This window comes from Shouchella rhizosphaerae (genome assembly GCF_900142675.1).
Taxonomy (GTDB): Bacteria; Bacillota; Bacilli; order Bacillales; family Bacillaceae_D; genus Shouchella; species Shouchella rhizosphaerae.
Window position 1 is genome coordinate 97,157 of the sequence record NZ_FRBS01000007.1, and the last position, 23,206, is coordinate 120,362.

At 46.6% G+C, this 23,206-nt stretch carries 20 protein-coding genes; 17 read left to right on the forward strand and 3 right to left on the reverse strand.

Annotated features, from left to right (window positions below):
- Positions 1-27: 27 nt before the first annotated feature.
- From BUC05_RS18715 to BUC05_RS18780, 14 genes are all read left to right on the forward strand, one after another.
- Positions 28-3,702 carry a nitrate reductase subunit alpha gene (locus BUC05_RS18715; RefSeq protein ID WP_011245570.1) on the forward strand — a complete coding sequence of 1,225 codons (3,675 nt, stop codon included), beginning with the start codon at positions 28-30 and terminating at the stop codon, positions 3,700-3,702.
- Positions 3,692-5,227, forward strand: a complete 1,536-nt coding sequence (narH, locus tag BUC05_RS18720; protein WP_011245571.1) for a nitrate reductase subunit beta — start codon at positions 3,692-3,694, stop codon at positions 5,225-5,227. The genes BUC05_RS18715 and narH overlap by 11 nt, the downstream gene beginning before the upstream one ends.
- On the forward strand, positions 5,220-5,789 hold the full coding sequence (narJ, locus tag BUC05_RS18725) for a nitrate reductase molybdenum cofactor assembly chaperone (RefSeq protein WP_041823610.1): 570 nt from the start codon (positions 5,220-5,222) through the stop codon (positions 5,787-5,789). Before narH ends, narJ begins: the two co-directional genes overlap by 8 nt.
- The gene (narI, locus tag BUC05_RS18730; protein WP_035205053.1) at positions 5,786-6,472 is read left to right on the forward strand and encodes a respiratory nitrate reductase subunit gamma; all 687 of its coding nucleotides are present in this window, start codon (positions 5,786-5,788) and stop codon (positions 6,470-6,472) included. Before narJ ends, narI begins: the two co-directional genes overlap by 4 nt.
- A 57-nt stretch (positions 6,473-6,529) precedes the next feature.
- Positions 6,530-7,000, forward strand: a complete 471-nt coding sequence (locus BUC05_RS18735) for a GAF domain-containing protein (protein ID WP_095236874.1) — start codon at positions 6,530-6,532, stop codon at positions 6,998-7,000.
- Positions 6,997-8,076 carry a PAS domain-containing sensor histidine kinase gene (locus BUC05_RS18740; RefSeq protein ID WP_082369102.1) on the forward strand — a complete coding sequence of 360 codons (1,080 nt, stop codon included), beginning with the start codon at positions 6,997-6,999 and terminating at the stop codon, positions 8,074-8,076. The genes BUC05_RS18735 and BUC05_RS18740 overlap by 4 nt, the downstream gene beginning before the upstream one ends.
- Positions 8,073-8,720 carry a response regulator transcription factor gene (locus tag BUC05_RS18745; protein ID WP_011245576.1) on the forward strand — a complete coding sequence of 216 codons (648 nt, stop codon included), beginning with the start codon at positions 8,073-8,075 and terminating at the stop codon, positions 8,718-8,720. The genes BUC05_RS18740 and BUC05_RS18745 overlap by 4 nt, the downstream gene beginning before the upstream one ends.
- A 223-nt stretch (positions 8,721-8,943) precedes the next feature.
- Positions 8,944-10,452: a nitrate/nitrite transporter gene (locus BUC05_RS18750; protein ID WP_035205049.1), complete on the forward strand. Its 1,509-nt coding sequence runs from the start codon at positions 8,944-8,946 to the stop codon at positions 10,450-10,452.
- A gap of 63 nt (positions 10,453-10,515) precedes the next feature.
- Complete coding sequence (locus tag BUC05_RS18755; protein ID WP_063608802.1) at positions 10,516-11,250, forward strand: YwiC-like family protein; 735 nt, start codon at positions 10,516-10,518, stop codon at positions 11,248-11,250.
- A 153-nt stretch (positions 11,251-11,403) separates the two neighbouring features.
- Entirely contained in the window at positions 11,404-13,077 is a 1,674-nt protein-coding gene (locus BUC05_RS18760; protein WP_011245579.1) for an extracellular solute-binding protein, read from the forward strand.
- Between the two features lie 66 nt (positions 13,078-13,143).
- A complete protein-coding gene (locus tag BUC05_RS18765; RefSeq protein WP_011245580.1) occupies positions 13,144-14,841 on the forward strand; it encodes a sensor histidine kinase in 1,698 nt (565 codons plus the stop codon).
- On the forward strand, positions 14,842-16,065 hold the full coding sequence (locus tag BUC05_RS18770; protein ID WP_011245581.1) for a response regulator transcription factor: 1,224 nt from the start codon (positions 14,842-14,844) through the stop codon (positions 16,063-16,065).
- Positions 16,066-16,144: 79 nt separating this feature from the next.
- Positions 16,145-17,029 carry an ABC transporter permease gene (locus BUC05_RS18775; RefSeq protein ID WP_095236888.1) on the forward strand — a complete coding sequence of 295 codons (885 nt, stop codon included), beginning with the start codon at positions 16,145-16,147 and terminating at the stop codon, positions 17,027-17,029.
- Positions 17,030-17,039: 10 nt separating this feature from the next.
- The gene (locus BUC05_RS18780) at positions 17,040-17,921 is read left to right on the forward strand and encodes a carbohydrate ABC transporter permease (protein ID WP_035205038.1); all 882 of its coding nucleotides are present in this window, start codon (positions 17,040-17,042) and stop codon (positions 17,919-17,921) included.
- 26 nt (positions 17,922-17,947) lie between these two features.
- Here the strand turns inward: BUC05_RS18780 and BUC05_RS18785 are convergent, their stop codons facing one another.
- Both BUC05_RS18785 and BUC05_RS18790 read right to left on the reverse strand, forming a co-directional pair.
- On the reverse strand, positions 17,948-18,196 hold the full coding sequence (locus BUC05_RS18785) for a hypothetical protein (RefSeq protein ID WP_011245584.1): 249 nt from the start codon (positions 18,194-18,196) through the stop codon (positions 17,948-17,950).
- The gene (locus BUC05_RS18790; protein WP_011245585.1) at positions 18,196-18,774 is read right to left on the reverse strand and encodes a sigma-70 family RNA polymerase sigma factor; all 579 of its coding nucleotides are present in this window, start codon (positions 18,772-18,774) and stop codon (positions 18,196-18,198) included. Before BUC05_RS18790 ends, BUC05_RS18785 begins: the two co-directional genes overlap by 1 nt.
- A gap of 226 nt (positions 18,775-19,000) precedes the next feature.
- Here BUC05_RS18790 and BUC05_RS18795 point away from each other — a divergent pair, with 226 nt between their 5' ends.
- Complete coding sequence (locus BUC05_RS18795; protein ID WP_011245586.1) at positions 19,001-19,612, forward strand: DedA family protein; 612 nt, start codon at positions 19,001-19,003, stop codon at positions 19,610-19,612.
- Between the two features lie 39 nt (positions 19,613-19,651).
- Here the strand turns inward: BUC05_RS18795 and BUC05_RS18800 are convergent, their stop codons facing one another.
- The gene (locus BUC05_RS18800; RefSeq protein ID WP_011245587.1) at positions 19,652-20,953 is read right to left on the reverse strand and encodes an alpha-glucosidase/alpha-galactosidase; all 1,302 of its coding nucleotides are present in this window, start codon (positions 20,951-20,953) and stop codon (positions 19,652-19,654) included.
- A 138-nt stretch (positions 20,954-21,091) separates the two neighbouring features.
- Here BUC05_RS18800 and BUC05_RS18805 point away from each other — a divergent pair, with 138 nt between their 5' ends.
- Both BUC05_RS18805 and BUC05_RS18810 read left to right on the forward strand, forming a co-directional pair.
- Positions 21,092-21,976, forward strand: a complete 885-nt coding sequence (locus tag BUC05_RS18805; RefSeq protein WP_035205029.1) for an AraC family transcriptional regulator — start codon at positions 21,092-21,094, stop codon at positions 21,974-21,976.
- A gap of 201 nt (positions 21,977-22,177) precedes the next feature.
- Entirely contained in the window at positions 22,178-23,206 is a 1,029-nt protein-coding gene (locus tag BUC05_RS18810) for a Delta(5) desaturase DesA (RefSeq protein WP_011245589.1), read from the forward strand.

The window sequence follows — 23,206 nt, forward strand, 5'->3', positions numbered from 1 at the left end:
TTCAAGCACAAGGAGTTGAAGCGTCCTATGAAACGAAACAAGGGATTGACATTCTTTAAAAAAGTAGAAAGCTATTCGGACAATTGGTCCATTCTCGAGGAGAAGAGCCGGGAATGGGAGGATATGTACCGAAACCGGTGGTCCCATGACAAGGTGGTCAGAACCACCCATGGGGTTAACTGTACCGGCTCCTGCAGCTGGAAGGTGTTTGTGAAGAGTGGCATCATTACGTGGGAAAACCAGCAGATTGATTATCCTTCCTGCGGGCCGGATATGCCTGAATTTGAACCGCGAGGCTGTCCAAGGGGAGCCTCATTCTCCTGGTATGAGTACAGTCCGTTGCGCGTGAAATATCCTTATATGCGTGGACGGCTATGGCGGCTCTGGAAAGAGGCCCTTAAGCAGCACGATGATCCAGTCGCCGCTTGGGCAAGCATTGTGGAGGATCCCGAGAAGGCTAACTCATACAAGCAGGCACGAGGAAAGGGCGGCCATGTCCGCGTATCCTGGCAGGATGCGACACAGCTAATCTCCGCCCAGTTAATCTATACGATACGCAAATACGGTCCAGACCGGATAGCCGGATTCACGCCGATTCCGGCAATGTCGATGATCAGCTATGCCTCAGGCTCTCGCTTTATTTCTCTGCTGGGAGGCGAGATGCTTAGCTTTTATGATTGGTATGCCGATCTTCCGCCTGCTTCTCCGCAAATTTGGGGAGAGCAAACCGATGTGCCAGAATCGAGCGACTGGTATAACGCCGGCTACCTTATTATGTGGGGGTCGAATGTACCGCTGACACGCACGCCAGATGCCCATTTCATGACCGAGGTACGCTATAAAGGAACCAAGGTAGTTTCTGTTGCTCCAGATTACGCCGAAAACGTTAAATTTGCTGATAACTGGCTGGCGCCGAATCCTGGAACTGATGCAGCGATTGCTCAGGCAATGACTCATGTTATTTTGAACGAATATTATCATAAACGCCAGGAGCCGATGTTCCTGGATTATGCGAAGCAGTATACAGATATGCCTTTTCTAATTTTGTTAGAGGAGTTTGAGGACGGCTATAAAGCAGGGCGCTTCCTCCGGGCAAGTGATCTCGGGGAAACGTCCCCTCATGCGGAATGGAAGCCAGTTCTTATTGATGAAACAACAGAAGAAGTTTTGGTGCCTAACGGGACGATGGGACAGCGCTGGGAAGAGGGGAAACAGTGGAACCTCATTTTGGAGCGCGAGGACGGTTCGGTGATATCGCCTGCACTCTCGGTGGAACCCCATGGAGAGGCGTTTCAAACGATTTATTTTCCGTTCTTTGATAACGCAGGCAGCGGCACATTTAAACGGGTGATTCCCGTCCGAACGATCCAGTTGGCCGATGGAACGAAACGTCTGGCAGCAACTGTGTACGACTTAATGCTGAGCCAGTACGGCATCCAGCGTATCGGAAGCGAGTGGGAGGCTGATGGCTATGAGGATGAAACCTCGAAGTACACGCCTGCTTGGCAGGAGAGCATCACTGGTGTGAAAGCCTCCGTTGTCGTACAAATTGCCCGGGAATTTGCCCAGAATTCTTTGGATACAGGTGGACGCTCCATGATCATTATGGGAGCTGGGATCAATCACTGGTTCAACAGCGACACAATCTACAGAGCCATTCTGAATTTGGTTATCCTTACCGCATCTCAAGGCGTCAATGGAGGCGGGTGGGCCCATTATGTCGGTCAAGAAAAATGCCGCCCAATCGAAGGCTGGTCAACTGTAGCGTTTGCGAAAGATTGGCAGGGGCCACCGCGGCAACAAAACGCGACTTCCTTCTTCTACTTTGCCACCGATCAATGGAAGTATGAGGAGATGGACACCGAATCGTTGAAATCGCCTACTGGTGGCGAAACTCGGTACACCCATCCTGCCGATTACAACGTTCTGGCTGCAAGGCTTGGCTGGCTCCCGTCCTATCCTCAGTTCAACAAGAGCAGTCTAGCGTTTGCAGAGGAGGCGAAGCAGCAAGGAAAAACAAACAACGAGGACATCGTCAAGCATGCTTATGAGCAAATCGTCTCTGGCAAAACCACATTTGCGGCCGAGGATCCCGATGCACCGGAAAATTTTCCGCGCACGATGTTTGTATGGCGGTCTAACCTAATTTCCAGCTCGGCTAAGGGGCAGGAATATTTTATGAAACATCTGCTAGGCACGTCGGATAATTTGCTCTCTTCTCCGAACGAGGAGCAAAAGCCAGAGGAGATGGTCTGGCGGGAAGAAGCAGTCGGCAAGCTAGACCTGCTAGTTGCGCTTGATTTTCGCATGACTGCAACGCCGATTTATGCCGATATCGTCCTGCCTGCAGCAACTTGGTACGAGAAGACGGATCTCTCTTCAACCGATATGCATCCGTTCGTCCATCCGTTTAATCCGGCCGTTGATCCTCTGTGGGAATCGCGCTCAGACTGGGATATTTACAGAACCCTTGCCAAGACCTTTTCAGAAATGGCCAAAGACCACCTCCCCGGCGTACACAAAGATTTGGTCGCTACGCCGCTCGCCCATGATTCTGCGAGTGAAATTGCCCAGCCTTATGGCGTCGTCAAGGATTGGCGCAAGGGCGAGATTGAAGCGGTGCCTGGCAAAACGATGCCGAATTTGACGATTGTGGAACGGGACTATACACAAATTTATAACAAATATATTTCGCTTGGCCCAGGACTGGCCAACGGCAAGGTAGGGGCGCACGGCGTCAGCTTCCCGGTGGCCGAGGAATACGAGGAACTGAAGCGGATCAACGGCATCTATGAGGACGACACGATTAAGCAGGGACTGCCGAAATTGTATACGGCACGTCATGCGGCTGAAACCATATTGACGCTATCATCAGCCACCAACGGCCGTGTATCCCAGCGTGCCTGGGAGGCGCTCGAACAGGATACCGGCGTCCAACTTGCAGATATTTCAGCGGATCGGTCAGCGGAGCGGATTACGTTCCAAAGCATCACGGCCCAGCCACGGGAGGTTATCCCAACACCGGTGTTTACCGGATCCAATAAGATGGGAAGAAGGTATTCCCCATTTACGACCAATATTGAACGCTTGGTACCTTTTAGGACATTGACTGGCAGACAACATTTTTATATCGATCATGAGATTTTTCTGCAATTCGGCGAAGCGCTGCCAGTGTACAAACCGACGTTGCCGCCGATGGTATTCGGGCCTCGCGACAGGCAGGTGGATGGCAGCGACGAAACGCTCGTGCTGCGTTATTTAACACCACATGGGAAGTGGAATATCCACAGCACGTATCAGGATAATCTGCACATGCTGACACTATTCCGGGGCGGGCCGACAGTATGGCTGAACAATGAAGACGCTGCTGCTCATCACATTCAGGACAACGACTGGCTCGAGGTATACAACCGAAATGGAGTGGTCACAGCCAGAGCTGTCGTTAGCCATCGGATGCCAAAAGGGACGATGTTTATGTACCATGCCCAAGACAAACATATTTACGTCCCAGGCTCCGAAATTACGAAAAACCGCGGCGGTAGTCACAATGCCCCGACTCGGATCCACGTGAAGCCGACACAAGTAGTCGGGGGCTATGCCCAACTGAGCTATGGATTTAATTACTACGGACCGATCGGAAACCAACGGGATGTGTACGTGGCTGTTCGCAAAATGAAAGAGGTGGATTGGCTTGAAGATTAAAGCGCAAGTGGCCATGGTGATGAATTTAGATAAATGCATTGGTTGTCATACTTGCAGCGTGACTTGCAAGAGTACGTGGACCAACCGACCAGGGGCCGAGTATATATGGTTCAACAATGTCGAGACAAAACCGGGCATCGGATACCCGGTTCGCTGGGAGGATCAGGAACAATACAAAGGGGGCTGGACACTTAAGAACGGCAAGTTGGAACTGAAATCTGGCAGCAAGTTGTCCAAAATCGCCCTTGGCAGCATTTTTCACAATCCTGATATGCCGGAAATGAAGGATTACTATGAACCGTGGACTTACAACTATGAACATTTGACAAACGCTGGGGAGAAGAAGCATCAGCCAGTAGCCCGTCCGAAATCGGCAGTGACCGGGGACACGATGGATCTAGAGTGGGGACCCAATTGGGAGGATGATCTTGCGGGAGGCCACGTAACAGGCCCCCGCGATCCGAATATCGAAAAGATCGAAGAAGAAATCAAGTTCAACTTTGAGCAAACGTTTATGATGTATTTGCCACGGTTGTGCGAACACTGCCTCAATCCGAGCTGTGTCGCTTCCTGCCCGTCAGGGGCGATGTATAAGCGCGATGAGGATGGAATTGTACTAGTTGACCAGGAAGCTTGCCGGGGCTGGCGGTACTGTATGACAGGCTGTCCTTACAAAAAAGTGTATTTCAACTGGAAAACGAATAAAGCGGAGAAATGTACATTTTGCTTTCCAAGAATCGAAGCCGGTTTGCCGACTGTCTGCTCCGAAACGTGTACTGGACGGATCCGCTATCTCGGCGTGCTGCTCTACGACGCCGATCGTGTACAAGAAGCGGCTTCCGTAGCGAATGAGCAGGATTTGTACCAGTCTCAGTGTGATTTGTTTCTTGACCCGAACGATCCGGCCATTATTGCCCAGGCCCGGGCAGATGGGCTTCCTGAGGAATGGATCGAAGCGGCACAGCAGTCGCCTGTGTATAAGCTGGCAATTGAATACAAGCTGGCATTTCCACTTCATCCAGAGTACCGGACGCTGCCGATGGTCTGGTATGTACCGCCGCTCAGCCCGATCATGAATCTATTTGAAGGCAAGGATTCGATCGGGAACCCAGATTTAATATTCCCTGCGATCGAGGAGATGCGCACGCCGATTCAGTATTTAGCGAACTTGCTTACGGCCGGGGATACCGAGACGGTAAAGGGAGCGCTTCAGAAAATGGCCATGATGAGATCGATGATGCGGGCCGTCTCCTCTGGCGCTGACTTTGACGAACGTCGCTTAACACGGGTGGGGCTCACTTCAACTCAGGTGAAAGAAATGTATCGTTTGCTGGCAATTGCCAAATATGAAGATCGGTTTGTCATCCCTACTTCGCATAAGGAGGCGTACATGGATGTGTATCGCTCCCAAGGGGATGAAGGCTTTGGGCTCGGTTGCACGGGCTGCGGCCCAGAGGGCTTTGGTGGCAAAAGCGGCAAAGAGATGTATGAAGAAAATTTCTACGGGGGGATTTGGCGTGATTGATCTTGAGAAGCTACATGAGCAGAAGTCACGATTCGCCTTTTTTGCCCGCCAGCTTATGTACCCAGAGAAGTTGGATTTTCATCCTGATGTGTGGACGGAAGCGCTGACTGCCGGACACCCGGCCCATCCTTCACTCCAGAAATACTGGCATCTCATGCAAAATTACAGCTTCGAGCAGATCGAAGAGATGTATGTGCAGACGTTTGATTTTCAAAAAGACACAACCTTGTACATGACCTTTTACAAATATGAGGACAGCCGGGAGCGGGGAGCGCTCCTCGTACGGCTCAAACAAGCATATGAGCTGTTTGGCCTTGCGATCGAAGGCACCGAACTCTCAGATTACTTGCCGCTCATGTGTGAATTTCTGTACGCCGCCCCTTGGCAGGGCCATGAGCAGCAAGCTGCAAGCAGCCTGGATTTGATGCTGGCGGTAATGGAGGATGGAACTTATCATTTGCTAAATGCTTTAGAAAAAGCAGACAGCCCTTATTTTCATCTCATTAAGGGACTGCGGGAAACGTTTAAGGTATGCGTTATACAGGAGGCTCCAGGCAAATGAGTATAATGGATCCGTTTTTGTGGGTGATTTACCCTTATATATGTTTCTCTGTTTTTGTGGTCGGACATATCTACCGGTATCGAACAGACCAGTTTAACTGGACGGCGAAGTCGAGCGAGTTTGTTGAGAAAAAAAGACTAAGGGCAGGCAGCCTGATGTTTCACTTAGGCATCATCCCGGTCATTATGGGCCATGTGGCAGGACTGGGCATACCCCAGTCCTGGATGGAGGCAGTCGGTGTGAATGAACATCTATACCATATCGGAGCCGTATATATAGGCAGCGCGTTCGGATTTTTAACTCTTGCTGGCATGGTCCTGCTTACTTTTCGACGATTTACGATGAAAAATGTGCGCCAGCTCAGCTCCGCCTCGGATATGATCGTAAATGTCCTGCTGCTGTTTATTGTAGCGGTAGGCATGTACAGCACCCTTGTCACCAATGCTCTGCAGCCGGACTTCAATTACCGGGAGACGGTGTCGGTCTGGTTTCGCCAGCTTTTTCTCTTCCGGCCGGACGCGGGCTTAATGATAGACGTGCCGCTGTCATTTAAAATTCATATTACTGCTGGCTTGCTCATTTTTGCGTTGTGGCCGTTTACTAGACTTGTCCATGTATGGAGTGTGCCGTTGAATTATATCGGCAGACGATATATCCTTTATAGAAAGCACCGTAAAATATGAACGTAGCTAAGAGAAGGCTAAAGCAGCCTTCTTTTCTACGCCAGAGGAGTTATAGTTATGACAATGGCGGATCTCCCTTCAATCAATTATCAACAGGAGATTGACGACATCCGGAAGAGATGGAAGTTTGACTTTGTATCTCTAGCTCTCGTCCAGCCGGCCGAAGATCGGTTTGTATTAACGTGGCAGTATGTGTCCGGGAACATGAATGACCGGTACAAGCGGATTGTGCTCCATTCAGGCAAAGGCGTTGCCGGGATCGTTTTTAAAACAGGAAAAGCAATACTGCTCCAAAATGTGAACAGCGATATCGGCACAAGGGACTTGTTCAATTATCCTATTATTGTGTCAGAACAGTTGAAAAGCCTCGGGGCGTTGCCGCTATGGGAAGGGGCGCGTGTCGTTGGCGTGCTGTTAGTCGGCTTTCGCAAGGAGAATGTTTTAAATCAACCATCGTTTGCGAGCTTCCAAGAAAGCTTAGGCTCGACGTTTGGAGCTTTTCAGATCAGGGAGGTGTCACAGCCTTGAAAACGATGACCGGGGAACACTTGAGCGAATTGATGAACAAGCTGTACCGGAATAGCATGGAGGCTATGATCTTCATCGATGAAGAAGGCAACGTGATTGATATGAATCCCGCGGCGGAGCAGATTATTGACCCGCAAGTCATTAGGCGAATTCGCGCCGGAACTGACGAATCGTTCTGTCAAACTTGCAAAGGCTACACGGATGAACAAGAACTGATCTCTTGTGCCAATTGCTACCTCGATTATCCCCAAGGAGAGTTTTCCTCCTTTCAATTGTTTCTTAAGACAAAGGATGGGGCTGTCGTTCCGTTTGCCGCGAGCTACCATACGATTGACGAGGAAGCTGGCGTGCGGGTGCTCATGTTGCTGGATCTGACGAAGCAGCAGAAAACGCAGGAGATGCTACAGCGCAATCATATGCTTAAATATGTCATTAAAGCACAGGAGGACGAGCGTAAGCGGATTTCTCGGGAGCTTCATGACAGCGTAGCCCAGGAACTGTTAAGCTCACTCGTCGACCTGCGTGTTGTCAAATATATGGATGTCGGGGAAGATGTGCTGAAGAAGCTCCAGCATACCGAGCAATCTTTGACACGGCTGCTCGATGACATCCGCCATTTAGCGGTGGAGCTGCGCCCCTCTTCGCTAGATGATCTCGGGCTGGAAGCAGCCTTTCGCTCCCATTTTAAGTGGATGGAGAAAAATTACGGACTGCTGGTGAAGTTTTCCGCAGAGCTTGCCGCAGCTCGCTATGGAAGCGAAATTGAGACGGTCGTTTATCGTGTATGTCAAGAGGCCGTGCTTAACGCCTTGAAGTATGCAGAAACTGATGAGGTCTACGTGCGGCTGTGCGAGGAGCACGGTCAGCTTCAACTGGTGGTTAGAGATGAGGGCGTGGGATTTGATATGGTCATTAACGAAGCAAAGGGAACTGGACTCGGTTTGTATGGAATGCGTGAGCGGACCGAGCTGGTGGGCGGTCAGTTTACGATCCACTCCGCCGTGGGCGAAGGGACTACTGTTCAGCTAAGCATCCCGCTGCCGAAGATAAAGGAGAAACGGGAGGTGGAGGCATGAAAATTGTCATTGCAGACGATCATGCTGTTGTTCGAAGCGGGTTTTCTATGATTTTGAACTATCAGCCGGATATGGAGGTGGTAGCCACCGCAGCCGATGGCCTGGAAGCCTACGCAATGGTGGCAAGGCATCGTCCAGATGTGCTGCTAATGGATTTAAGCATGCCCCCCGGGGAAAGTGGGCTCATTGCCACAGGCAAAATCAGCAGCGAGTTTCCAGATACGAAAATTATTATTTTGACCATGTATGATGACGAGGATTACTTGTTTCATGTCCTGAAGAATGGAGCAGCAGGGTATGTGCTCAAAAACGCGCCTGATGACGAACTTCTATCGGCCATACGAACGGTTCATTCTGGTGGCACTTATATTCATCCTCAAATGGCTACTTCTTTGGTCCGGGAATTCATAAAAAAAGACAGCGAAAGGGCCGAGCAAGATCTGTTCAACGGCTTGTCCCAGCGAGAGGTTGAAATATTGCCGTTGATTGCAAAAGGCTTTGGGAACAAGGAGATTGCCGAGAAGCTGTATGTATCCGTCAAGACCGTCGAGGCGCATAAGGCTAAAATCATGGAGAAGCTTAACCTGAAGAGCCGGCCGGAGTTGGTTGAATATGCGTTGAAGAAAAAACTGCTAGATTTTTAGAGCCGTGTGCTACACGGCCATTTATTATGTTAGGGATTAGCAGAATCTTCGTTTATCTACTTCTTTTTAAAGGGCTTTAGGGAGTCTGTTGATAAGATCATAGGGAAGTTCCTTGGTAAGAATCAGGGAACTTCCCTATTATGTTTGTGAATAAATTCACTTAAAATAAGAGACGGGGATCAAGCGCAAGAGCCATTCATTATGCACAGAAAAGGTGATGAGAATGATCAATAAGCTGCAGCTACCGCTGCAAACGATGAATCTAGTACTAGGGTTTATGGTGTGGGTAATCATCTCGGCGCTGTTGCCCTTTATACAGGAAGATATTGCAATTCCCGCCGATCGGGTTGCTATCTTAACCGCAATCCCTGTTGTTCTTGGATCGGTTCTACGGATTCCTCTCGGCTATTACGCCAACGTCGTGGGCGCGCGAATGGTGTTTATCACTAGTTTTATTCTGCTATTGTTTCCGGTTTACTTTATCAGCATCGCGACAAGTTTTACCCATCTCGTGGTCGGGGGATTGTTTCTTGGTATCGGAGGAGCGGTGTTTTCGGTGGGGGTCACTTCGTTACCTAAATACCATCCGAAGGAAAAGCTAGGTCTAGTAAACGGCATATATGGAATGGGCAATTTGGGGACGGCGATCACGACATTTGCAGCGCCAGTCATTGCTACGCAGATCGGCTGGTCAGCTACCGTCCAACTATACTTAATTTTGCTGCTGGTATTTGTTGCCCTAAACGCCGTCTTCGGCGACCGCAAAGAAACGAAAGTCAAAACCCCGATTATGGAACAGGTCAAGGGTGTATATAAAAACGACAAATTATGGTATTTCTCACTCTTTTATTTCATTACGTTTGGCTCTTTTGTGGCCTTCACTGTCTATTTGCCGAATTTTTTGGTCAGTCACTTCGAGCTGCCGAAAGTGGATGCAGGGCTGCGGACCGCAGGCTTTATCTTGATTGCAACGTTTCTCCGTCCCGTTGGAGGGTGGCTTGCCGATAAATTCAAGCCTTTGTTTTTGCTAATGGGGGTATTTATCGGTATGACATTGGCGGCGGTGGTGCTGGCGTTTTCCCCATCACTCGCTTTGTATACGGTTGGATGTCTGACGATAGCCGTTTGTGCAGGTCTTGGCAACGGCATTATTTTTAAGTTGGTGCCGTTTTATTTTAATAAACAAGCAGGCATTGTCAATGGAATCGTATCGATGATGGGCGGTTTGGGTGGATTTTTCCCGCCGTTGATGCTCTCGTTCATCCATTCAGTGACAGGTCAATACTCGATTGGATTCATGGCTTTATCGCAGGTTGCGCTCGCCAGCTTTGTGCTAGTCGTATGGATGTATTATCAGGACAAATTGACTGTTGCTTCCCAAGTGTTCAACTCGACTGGTCAAGGCATTTTGGTGACTGATGCTAAAAAGCGCATACATGCTGTGAATCCCGCCTTTACGAGATTGACGGGTTACGAAGAAGAGGAAGTATTGGGCAGGAATCCAAACTTGCTTAAATCAGGGCGGCAATCATCGGCATTTTATCAGATCATGTGGACGGAAATTATGGAGAAGGGCAGCTGGCAGGGTGAAATTTGGAACCGCAGAAAGAATGGGGAAGAGTATCTCGAACTGTTAACCATCAATGCTGTAAAGGACGAAACCGGGGACATCGTTCATTATGTCGGCACCTTCAGCGATATTACAGATCACCCCCCAAGGAAGCACGCCTGAGTCAAATGAGCAAGCTAGGGGCGACAAGCACGCTCCACTCGGCTGAAAAAGGGGGGCGAAGAGATGAAAAAAACAAAAGTGGTCCTTCCACGAGAGCATGGCGGCTGGGCGATGATCAGCGTGCCCTATATCATCGGCATGATGGCCGCACAGCCCGTGTTGCTCCATCTGCCGCTCTTCCTTGCCTGGCTGTTGCTGTATTTAGCTTCCTATCCATTGTTGCAAGCGTTAAGGAGGGGGAGCAAGAAAAGAAGCTGGTTAAAATGGGGGTTCGGCTATGCTGCCAGCGCTGCTGCGTTTCTCATTCCAGTCGTGCTGCTGGAACCTTTGTTGCTAGGAATCGCGCCTGTACTGCTTGCATTCATGATGGTCCATATCTGGCACGTTCGCCGAAAAGCGGAGCGCGCGCTATTCAATGATATTTGTGCGATTCTGCTATTCTGCACTGGAGGTGCAGCCGCTTATTTTCTAGGTGGAGGCAGGTTCGATAACGGGCTTACGGCTGTGGTTCTGTTTAATTTCCTCTATTTTACCGGGACGGTGTTTTTCGTGAAATCCGTATTTCGTGAGCGGAAGAACAGGCCATATACATACTACTCGAAGATCTATCATGTTGTCATTTTAGTGGTGCCACTGTTGTTCGGCAATCCATGGCTGAGCCTGGCGTATTTATTTCCACTGCTGCGCGCCCTAAAGTTTTCCGGTACAACCATGAAACCAATGAAAGTGGGCATTCTGGAAATTGTCGGCGCCGTTCAGTTTCTTATTGTGGCAGTGGTGATTTTTCTATCAGTCTGAAAGCCCTCTTAAGGGCTTTTTTCTGTTTACTCAAGGGAGCCCGATCATTCACAAAGAAATACCGTAAAGCTTAAAAAACTCCTATTTATCCGAACGAGAAAAGCGCGTACACTCATTTATGAAAGGGTTTTCATTAATGAGGGGGGAGCAAGCATGAAGACGAAAATCACCTATTTATGTTTTGGCATGCTCACGCTGGTGCTTGCTGGGTGTAGCGAAGAGTCAAACCAAAAGGAAAGCTCAGTCGAACCAGTCGCATCTGCAAATGAGTTGCCACAAACGTTTGAAGAGCCGGTGACGCTTAATGTCATCAAGCATGTGTCGGGCGATATTTTCTTTCGCGACGGGGAAACGATAGAAGACAATGTCCACACAGATTGGGTCAAAGAACAATTTAATATTGACTTGAATTATTTATGGACAACGAGTGGGCCAGGGGAAACCTTTGACACAAAGCTACAGCTAAGCATGTCAGCTAATGAAGAATTGCCGTCGATTTTAGCATTGCGCAGCGATATTACACAAGATCTCATTGATTCTGGCCGTGTGATGGAAGTCGGTGAACTGTTTGACAAGTATGCCTCAGACACATGGAAAGAAGCAATGGCCGCTGATCCACACGCTTGGGATCCCTATATCCGTGAGGAAGGGCGGATGGCTATCCCTATTTTGGATTACGAGATGAATGGCGATTCGGTCTTGTTTATCCGCCAAGACTGGATGGACGCCCTTGGGCTCGAACCTCCGGAAACGATGGATGATATCGAAGAAATTATGGATGCTTTTGTCAATGAAGATCCGACTGGCACTGGCGAGAAAACGTATGGGCTAGCTGTTGGGTTTGCCAATGCTTTAAACACATGGATGTCTGAAGTTGATTGGGTGTTTGGCGCCTATGGCGGCATGCCTGACCAGTGGAATTTAGCTGACGATGGCACTTTAGAACATGGCTCGGTTCAACCAGAAATAAAAGAAGGACTGGAAACGATGAGGCGGTGGATGGAGAAAGGCTATATCCATCCAGAGTCAGGCCTTTGGGACGAGGGCAAAGCGGCGGAACTGTTCACATCTGGGCGAGCCGGCATCATTGCTGGTCCTCATTGGATGCCTGACTGGCCTTTAAGCGAGCTAAAGCAAAATGTAGAGGGCGCTGAGTACCAGGCTTACGACATTCCAAGTGGTCCAGACGGGCAAAAAGGGCGTTCTACTGGAATTTCATCTCACAATGGGGCAGTGATGATCAATGCGAACGCGACAGAAGAAGAAATCCAAGCATTCTTTGTTTACCAAAATTATTTGTTTGATCATTTTGCCAACCCAACTGAAGGTAGCGAATTTGAATATGGATTTGCAGAAGGCTACGACTACGTCATTGAAGATGGGGAAGTGAAGTACAGCGATGACGACATTCCTGGCGGCCGCATTGATCCTGTAAAATATACGCTTACATTTGACGGAGCGCGGATGCCATCGCTTTATATTAAAACACTTGCTGATTTTGCCCGAGGACAGGAGCCAGAAACGCCGTTCCAAAAGAAAATGTACTTACAATACCCAGAACTAGCCTGGGAGGGAGCACGGATTGTCGTAGATGGGGAGGATGCTCAAATTCCAAGCATGTTTACGGGAGCCCCGACTGACACCATGCTCCAAAAAGGCGATACGCTTGATAGTTTGCTAAAGGAGAATTTTAGCAAAATGATTTATGGAGAAAAACCAATTGATGATTTTGAGTCTCTTGTTGACCAATGGAAAGCTTCAGGTGGCGATGATATGACAGCGGAAGTGAATGAATGGTTTAAATCGGTTCAAGAAAACAAAGAGTAAAAAAACAGCTCTCCTCTGCAAGCTGAATAGGTTGTATCCTAAAAGCGAAGGAGGAGAGCCAATAAAATGAAGCAATTATCTTTGTTTCAAAAAATGGTCGCTAGTATCGTTTTATTGCTGTTACTGGTTATGGCCCTTTATACGTACTTTTATTATGTTAGCGAACAAGTTGTCCGTGAGGAAGTGCACTCCCGTAATTTAAGCCGCCTTGAAGTGACAATGAACAGGTTGGAGGCAGACATCTGGCAGCTTTCGCAGTTTTTGATCGCGCTTAGCATTGATTCAGATGTAGACAAGCTTCGTAATATCGAACTGATGAGCCCCTATGAGGCGGTTGTGAATAAAGATGCAGTCCAGCAAAAACTCCTTCTTTATCAGCAACTTAGCAACATGCTTGTCGATGTAAGTGTCTATTTGCCTGATGGCGAACGTACGATTTCGACAATGCCGCAAGTGCCAGAACAGCCTCGGGCGCTATCACCTTCGTGGACGTATGTGGATGCTGGACCACATAATGACCACGCTAAACCGTATTTTATCCAACATTTTCAGTACCCAAGCCAAGGGAAACCTGTCGGCAACAATGTTGTCATTGAGGCAAGGCTTTATGCGGAAAGCATACGAGCCCATTTGCTCTCACTAGAGTCTTCTGGGGAAGAAACCGCTTTGTTTTACAACAAAGACCATCATGCGATTGTTTCGGCCGGCAATCACGAGGCCGTGATTGAAAAATTTAACCAACATGGCGACAATCAAAGGGAGGGGATGTTCACGTATGAAGAAGATGACAATGAATACGTTGTCACCTACGTACAATCTCCTTCACTCGGCTGGGCATTAATTGACGTTGTCCCTATGGAAAAGGTATTAGAGCCGATTAAAACGACGCGCCTGTGGTTTTATGTGACTGTAGCGATGCTCTTGCTTTTTGGCGTTGCTGCTGCATGGCTTTTATACACGCAAATTCATCGGCCAATCGACAGGTTAAAAGATGGGATTTTGGCGTTTAAAGGAGCCGACTATAGCGTGCGGATGAAAGTGCCTAAGCAAAAAGAGTTCGCCATTGCAATGAATGGATTTAATGAAATGGCTGAACAAATACAAACATTGATTGAACAGGTGCTTGCTGAAAAGATCCGCTCTCAAGAGGCATCGTTGAAGCTGTTGCAAGCACAAATTGATCCTCATTTTTTATACAATTGCCTGTTTTACATTAAAAATATGGCAAAAGTGAATAACACCAATGCTGTGGAAGCAATGGCCCTGCATTTAGGTGATTATTTCCGCTATCGTGTAAAAGTGGAGGAAGAAAAAACAACGATAGCAGAAGAAATTAACCTTGTTGAAAATTTTTTAGCGATCCATGCGCTGCGAAAAAGGCGTTTGCACTATGACATTGCAGTTCCGGATGAAATGAAGACGATTACGATTCCCCGGCTCATAATACAACCGATTGTTGAAAATGCGATTGTCCATGCAATTGAAAACATCGAAGGCGATGGATACATCCAAATTACCGGTGAAATAAGCGGGGATAATATCTGCCGCCTGACAGTAGAAAACAATGGCCCGAAACTTGGCGTAGGCAAAATCAATCAATTACAACGAATGCTTGAAGAGGACGTACTTTCTGAAAGTTACGGCATGCGCAACGTCCATCAACGTTTAAGACAGACATTTGCTGGCCGCTCTGGCCTCGTGCTATCGGAATCAGAGCTCGGCGGTTTAAAAGTCGAAATTTTATTCGAACAGGAGGTCGTCTGAATGGATGATACAGGGAAATCGTTCGAATTGCTACTTGTTGATGATGAGGAAGCAACGGTGCTTGGTTTATCGGCTTTGCCATGGGAAACGCTTGGCATCAACCGTGTACATTGCGCATGTTCAGCAAGTGAAGCGCTAGCCTCTTTGGAAAAAGGAAATGTAGATGTTGTTGTGACCGATATTAGAATGCCAGGGAAGTCAGGCATTGATTTGCTCGCAGAAGTGGAAAAGAGTCCACATGCACCAAAATGTTTATTGCTATCTGGTTACGCAGAATTTGCCTATGCGCAAGCAGCTATTCAAGCCCAAGCAGTTGATTATTTACTAAAGCCAGTCAGCGACGAGGAACTAATGCAAGCGGTTGGTCGCGCTTTGTCGATACGGAAAAGCGAATTGGAGAAGTTGCAGTTGCAAAAGCGTTCAATGGAAGCGATTCGCAACAACATTGGCGATTATTTTGAACAGGTCATAGCACCGTGGCTGTCCAGTAAAAAGAGCACTTTTGAAACCAAACAAGAGCTAAAAAGCTACGGCTTGCCAACGGATACAAACATAAAAGCACTATGGTTATTCGTTCATATTCATAAGGAGCCGTCAACGGACGATGTTGATGGAATGAAATCGGTGCTGGCCAGCAATCTAACGAAAATAACGGCAACAGCAACATTCAATCTGTACAAAAACCTCTATGCCATATTGCTTTATCCTCTCCGCACGCAGGGGGATGAATCGCTTTTAAACGCAGTGAAACCGCAAATATTGTTGCTGAAAACGCAATTACGAAAACAATGCCAGGCACCTATCACATTGACTACCTCGCTGCCATTTTTGTTCTGGGAAGAAGGGCCTAAGATTTACCAAAGCTTCCTTTCAGGGACATCGCCATTGGTTCAGGAAGTTCGCCATAAAAAAGAACAGCTGGCCGTTCGCGTTTATGAATATGTAGAAGCGCATTTTTTTGAACAGCCTAGCTTGCAGGAGGTAGCAGATCACCTCTTTTTAAACGCGGCCTACTTATCGAAGCGGTTTAAAGAAGAGACAGGCGAGAAGTTTAGCGATTACATCCATCGTCTACGCATGGATCGTGCGGTGGAGCTCCTTGCAGAGACAAATATGAAAGTTTCGCAAATCGCAAAAAAACTTGGCTACAAAGATGCATCTTATTTTATCAAAGTATTCAAGAGAGAGTTTCATATGACCCCACAAGAGTTTAGAAGCAGGTAAAGGAGTGAATTGCGTGAAGTCAGCTCAGACAGAAGGGCAACCGCTGCCGACTTTGTTGAAGAAAAAACAATCATGGGACATGAAACGGAATTGGCCGTTGCATGTCCTCGTCATGCCTGCCATTTTATTAGCCATCGTTTTTAACTACATCCCATTGGGCGGCATCATTATGGCTTTCCAAGAATACAAACCTTGGTTTGGCTTTGCCGGCTCAGAATGGGTTGGATTTGAACATTTTCAGCGAATTTTTGCATTTAGTGAAGGCAGGCAAGTGATTTGGAATACGCTTGTTATTTCTAGTTTTAAAATTGTCTTTCAACTGGTGATTCCGATCATGTTTGCCTTGCTGTTAAATGAAGTAAGGGTTATGGCGTTAAAACGATCGATCCAAACACTCGTGTATTTGCCTCATTTTCTTTCATGGGTGATTTTAGGCGGCATTTTGCTAGATTTGTTGTCGGTCGATGGCGGTTTAGTGAACCAAATCCTTGCTAGCATTGGCATTAATCCAATCTTCTTTTTAGGCGATGGCGACTGGTTTCGCGTAACCGTCATTGCCAGTGATGTCTGGAAAGACTTCGGTTTTTCGGCGATCGTCTTTTTAGCTGCCCTTGCAGGGGTTAACCCGAGTCTGTATGAAGCAGCAGTGGTTGACGGTGCCAATCGTTTTCAGCAAGTGCTTTATATTACGTTGCCTGCGCTTTTGCCTATTACAATTGTAGTAGCGACTTTGGCGCTCGGTAATATTTTAAATGCAGGGTTTGACCAAATCTTTAACTTATATAATCCGCTGGTATATGACAAAGGCGATATTATTGATACGTATGTGTATCGGCAAGGGTTAATTGGCGGTAATTTTAGCTATGCAACTGCCGTTGGCTTGTTTAAATCAGTCATTGCGTTCATCTTGATTGTAATTGGGTATCGCCTTGCCTACAAATACGCAAACTACCGGATTTTTTAGGAGGGGTGGCATGCATTACCGCAGCCGGACATACCGAATTTTTTCTGTGTTTAATATTGTCTTTTTACTGGTGCTTAGCGCCATTTGCATCATGCCGCTTATCCATATACTCGCCGTCTCCTTTAGTGCGCCCGCTCCCGCCAATGCCAATCTTGTCCGTTTTTGGCCAGTCGACTTTACGGTGTCTGCTTGGGAGCAGACGTTTGGCAACCAAAACTTTTTGCGTGCGTTATGGAATGGCGTCTTTCGGACAGTCCTTGGCACCATAATCAGCCTCGTCACGATTACACTTGCCGCTTATGCACTTTCAAAAGAAGACCGGGAATTTAAAGGCAGAAAAATGTACATGTATGCACTTGTGTTTGTCATGCTTTTTAATGGCGGCCTCATTCCCACGTATATCCTCGTCCAAAATCTTGGCTTGATCAATACGATTTGGGCCCTTGTCTTACCTGGAGCTGTAAATGTATTTAATCTGATTTTGTTGTTAAATTTTTTCCGAACAGGCGTGCCAAAGTCACTGGAAGAGGCCGCTTTTATTGATGGGGCGGGCCACTTCCAAATATTATTTAAAATTTATTTGCCTATCTCTTTGCCAGCATTGGCGACAGTTGGCCTGTTTACCATGGTAGGCCAATGGAATTCATGGTTTGACGGGCTCATTTATTTGACTGACTCCACCAAGTATCCGTTATCGACATTTTTGCAAACAATTATTGTTCAAAATGATTTTTCACAGCTCAATGTCAATCCTGATGAAGTGAAAGCATTGTCTGAGAGGACAGTCCGTTCTGCTCAAATTTTCATTGGCGCACTGCCGATTATCATTGTATATCCATTTTTGCAAAAGTACTTTGTCAAAGGGATTGTGCTTGGTTCGGTAAAAGAGTAGAGTTTGTCTACAGTCTGAGACGGGCGCTAGCGGCGCCCGTCTTTTTTTAGTGCATACAGCGCCTTTGTTTCCGCTGCCATATTAGCGCCATGGACGAATTCGTAAAAGCCAGGGGCGTTCATATTTTCGATCACAGGCATTTTTTCAAAGATTTTGAGCTTGATTTCCTGTTCTAAATCTTCGCGGTTAGCCGGGTCTGTTGAATAGAGGCTTTTTTTTATTTTTAAATCAAAGGCTGCCAAAATTGTTTCATAGTCCTGGTATTCTTTCGCCATTAGGGCATGCCTCCTTGTTTTTTCGTTTGCCCTGCAACTTTTTGTTTCAGCAGTTCGAGGCCTCGTTTTTTGTTGTAAGAAACACGCTGTTCCGATATAGCAAGCCGCTTGGCAATGTCTTTATTCCGGTATCCATAAAAGAACGAGTAAACGAGCACTTCACGTTGCAAAGGTTTTAGTTCCTGGAAGGCCTGTTGCAGCACCTCGTTTTCAAATAGCTCCTCATAGTGCCCGTCCTCTTCTTGAACGAGTTCTGCATCTTTAATGACATCGCCAGCTGCCAACATATCAAGCAATGTCGTTTGTCCATTGTGGAAGAGGGCATCTAAGGAAAGCAGCTGTTGTTCGTTTTTACGGATACGCTTGTCAAAATCGACAGAATAGCCAGCTATTAAGCGGCTAATATAATGGATCACTTTAACACGGACGAAAAAATGTTTAAAAGCCTCGTCAAGGATTTGCTTGTTTTTAGATGTTGGTTCGTTTACTGCCTGGGTGTAAAGCCGTTTGTTTTCCGGATCTTCTAAAAACCTAGAAATGATCGGGTTCCGGCAAAGTTCTTCTTCATACGATTCCATGAGAGTGCCTCCTTGTCAGTCTTTTTTGTATAAAGAGAAAGCTATCCAGAAAAAATCAAAGAAAAAATAAAAAAGGCGAACATGCTTTCGTATAATCGAGTATAACGAACATACGTTCCTAATGCAATTCGTTTTCGATTGGGAAATCTGTACCACAATTTTTTACAAAGAATCAGAAAAGGGCATGCTATACTTTTTTAGGAAGGAACGAGATGGAGGAGATGAAGTGGAAGAGTGGCTGCTTCAACTAATGGAACAATTCGGTTATTTGGGAATTTTCGCGTTGATTGCATTGGAAAATGTGTTTCCGCCGATTCCGTCAGAAGTGATTTTGACATTTGGCGGGTTTATGACGCAGCAAACGGAACTTAGTAAAACAGGGGTCGTCCTTGCTGCCACAGGCGGCTCGCTGTGCGGAGCGCTCATTTTGTTTGCCGTTGGCAGATGGCTTGATGTGAAGCGGATGGAAGTGCTGATTGATCGGTACGGGCATGTATTACGATTGACGAAAGAGGATGTACGGAAGGCTGATCGTTGGTTTGATCGCTATGGTCCGTGGACGGTGTTGTTCTGTCGCCTGATTCCCCTTATCCGTAGTTTAATATCGATTCCAGCTGGCATGTCAGGAATGAACATTTGGCTATTTATTTGCTTAACGACACTTGGCACAGCTGTTTGGAATACCATTCTTGTTCATTTAGGGGCTTCTGTTGGTGAGAACTGGCATGATATTGTTGAGGCGATGAGTGTCTTTTCAGACGTCGTTTATGTAGGAATAGCGATTGCTGTGATAGCGATCCTACTATGGTATATTCGCTTGCGCAGGAAAAGGAAATAAAAGACGCGATTTTGCATGTTGCAAATCGCGTCTTTTGCCTTATCGGTATTCAGGCAAATAATTGCCATGTGCTTCGATTAAATCGTCACATAAGCTAACAATGTCATCGAGGGACAGTTCGGAAGACGTATGGGGGTCGAGCATAGCAGCATGGTAAATATGTTCCCGTTTTTTTGTTATTGCCGCTTCAATCGTTAATAACTGTGTATTAATGTTCGTCCTGTTTAGAGCAGCCAGTTGCTCTGGAAGCTCGCCAACATAGGTAGGCGTAATGCCAGAACGATTGGCAACGCATGGTACTTCTACACACGCTTTATCAGGAAGATTGGCGATTAAGCCACCTATATTGAGAACATTTCCACCGAACATAAATGTTTCACCTGTCTCCATCGCTTCGATGATTCGAGATCCATATTCGATCGAACGTTCATGGGTAATTTGAGCATTGTCGACAAGATCTTGCTTCATTTGCTCCCATCGTTCAATTTGGCTGACGCAGCGCCGTGGGTATTCATCCAAAGGAATATTGAGGTCGTCGATCAGCTCGGGATAGGTTGATTTAATGAAATACGGATGGTATTCAGCATTGTGCTCGGAAGACTCGGTTACATAGTAGCCAAACCGTTCCATTAGCTCAAATCGTACCATATCGTGGTGTTTTTCTTTATTTTTCTCTTTGGCGCGCCGTTTGATTTCAGGATATAAGTCTTGGCCGTCTTTTTTCACTTCAAGGAGCCAAGCGACATGGTTAATGCCAGCAATTTTTTCCTCAATCCCTGTATGGTCCATCTCAAGATGTTTAAATAAGTCACGTGTACACACTTGAACGCTATGGCAAAGGCCAACATTTTGCACGTTTGTGTAGCGTGAAAGCGTGCCAGTTAAGACAGCCATTGGGTTCGTATAGTTTAAAAACCAAGCGTTTGGCGCCACTTCTTCAATGTCTTGGGCAATATCAAGCAAAACTGGAATGGTACGCAATGACCGGAACAAGCCGCCAATTCCGATGGTGTCGCCGATTGTTTGGCGCAGGCCATACTTTTTAGGGATTTCAAAGTCAATGACTGTGCTTGGTTTATAGCCGCCAACTTGAATGGCGTTAATGACATAGGAGGCGCCGCGTAGCGCTTCTTTGCGGTTGTCATAGGCTTTTATTGTGATCGTTGAGTTTAAATTATTTTTTAAGTGTGTAAGCAATGTCTGTGATTCCGAAAGCCGCTCCTTGTCAATGTCATAAAGCGCAAATTCAAATTGTTGCAGCGCCGGCACGTGCATGCAATCACCGAGTACATTTTTCGCAAAAATGGTGCTGCCTGCGCCGATAAACGTAATCTTTTTCATGGCGTTTCCCCCTTTGTTCCATTTATCCATAGTATAGAGAGGCGGCTGTGAAAACAGTAGAAAATTGCTGTTTGATTTATGGATAATATTGCGCTTTCATAACGGTTGTCTTTATACTGGGAGAAAGGGGGGAGCGCAATGTCGAAAACAAGTGAAAACGTTTCCTATGGCTTTCGTTTTCAGGAACAGCCTTATCCGTTTGTCATGAATTTATGGAATGTGGGTTGGGAAACACAAACCGATCAAGCTTATCGTTGGGATGGCACAAAACGGATGGAACGAGAAAAAATTGTGTTTCAATACACGCTTTCAGGCTACGGGGAATTGGTCCATGAAGGGACACTTTATAAAGTGGAAGCGGGCCAAGCTTTTTTCGTTTCGTTGCCAAGTGCCCATTGTTATTACTATCCAGAAGAAGAGACAGAGCCGTGGGAATTTCTTTATGTCACGATTGAAGGAAAAGAAGCGTTGCGTATGCAAAAACATATGGAGAACAAGTACGGGCCCGTTTTTTCCTTACAAAAAGACAGCGAACCAATTCGTCGTTTGTTTAAATTGTATGCCGAAACGGCAGCTGGAGAAATCCAAGACTCCTATACAGGCTCACAAAAAGCATATGAATTTATATTGTCGTGTTTCCGCTTTCTAGAAGTTCCTCCGAAACAAGTAGTAAAAGAACCCCTTGCAAGAGCAATCCGTTATATTGAAGCGAACTATGCAAGACCACTGACATTAGAGGAAATCGCACAAGAAGCAGGCTGGTCGAAATATTATTTTATAAAGCAGTTTAAGACAGAATTAAACATTACGCCAATGAACTATGTGACGATTATTCGCATTAAAAAAGCGGCCTCTTTGCTGGCGCAAACCGATGACACCATTGCGGAAGTGGCTTACCAAGTCGGAATGGATGACCCCAATTATTTTACAAAAGTATTTAAAAAGACTGTAGGCGTATCTGCTAGCAAATTTCGTAAAAACGAAGACAACCATTTAATTGATTACATTGTCACAGAGTGGTAAGAGAGGCCACATCGATAGAAACCGTGATTAACTATTTCGATCTTGTTCTTTTGTTTGGCGTTTAAATGGAGGAGTGGGCTTTTGGCAAGCCTTCCCACCCTACATGACATTTGTCATGTAACGCTCCTGACAGATGTGACTGTAAATGGCTGATTGATTTTCGTATCATGAATCCATACAGAATGACTGGAGGAGTGAGCCATGAAGAGCCAAACAAAACAAATGAACCTTAAACGTAAAGCGGCGACATTCGCGCAAGCAGATACAAGAGCAGGTCTTCTGCAACTTTGTAACACGGTGTTACCACTAGCATTTCTATGGGTGGCTGCTTATCAAAGCCTGTCTCTGTCTATTTGGCTGTCGCTGCTTTTCTCGGTAATAGGCGGTGGATTTGTTGTCAGGTTGTTTATTATTTTCCACGACTGTACACACGGTTCTTTTTTTAAACACGCCAAGGCCAATCGGGTGCTAGGGACATTTTTGGGCATCATTACTCATTTCCCTTTTGAAAAGTGGAAGCGGAGCCACGCGATGCACCATGCGACTAGCGGAAATCTGGATAAGAGAGGCACAGGCGATATTTGGTTGTTAACGATTGAGGAGTATGAACAAGCCTCCATCTGGAAAAAAGCAGCGTACAGGTTATACCGCAACCCGCTTATCATGTTTGGGCTTGGGCCACTCTATTTGTTTTTAATTGAAAATCGGTTGAATAAAAGAGGGGCGAAACGTAAGGAGCGTTTCAATACACATGTTACCAATGTGGCAATAGTGGCGCTATATGCAGCCGGCATTTGGTTGCTTGGCTGGCAAGCGTTTCTTTTGGTGCAAGGGCCGCTTATGTTTATTGCGGGTGCAGCCGGTATTTGGCTTTTCTACGTTCAGCATCAGTTTGAAGATTCCTATTTTGAAAATGAAGCCGAATGGGATTTTGTGAAGGCGGCTGTGGAGGGCAGCTCTTATTACAAGTTGCCGAAGCCATTGCAGTGGATAACGGGTAACATTGGCTTCCACCATGTCCATCATTTAAGCCCTAAAGTGCCTAATTACAATCTGGAAAAGACACACCAACAAGTGGTGCCATTACAAAAAGCCACTACCATCACCCTTGCGACAAGCTTAGCGTCACTAAAATTTCGCTTGTTTGATGAGAAGAATAAGACGTTCGTTAGTTTTGGAGACTTTAAAAAGATGAGAAAGATGAAGCTGGCGGCCCATCGCTCCTTATAA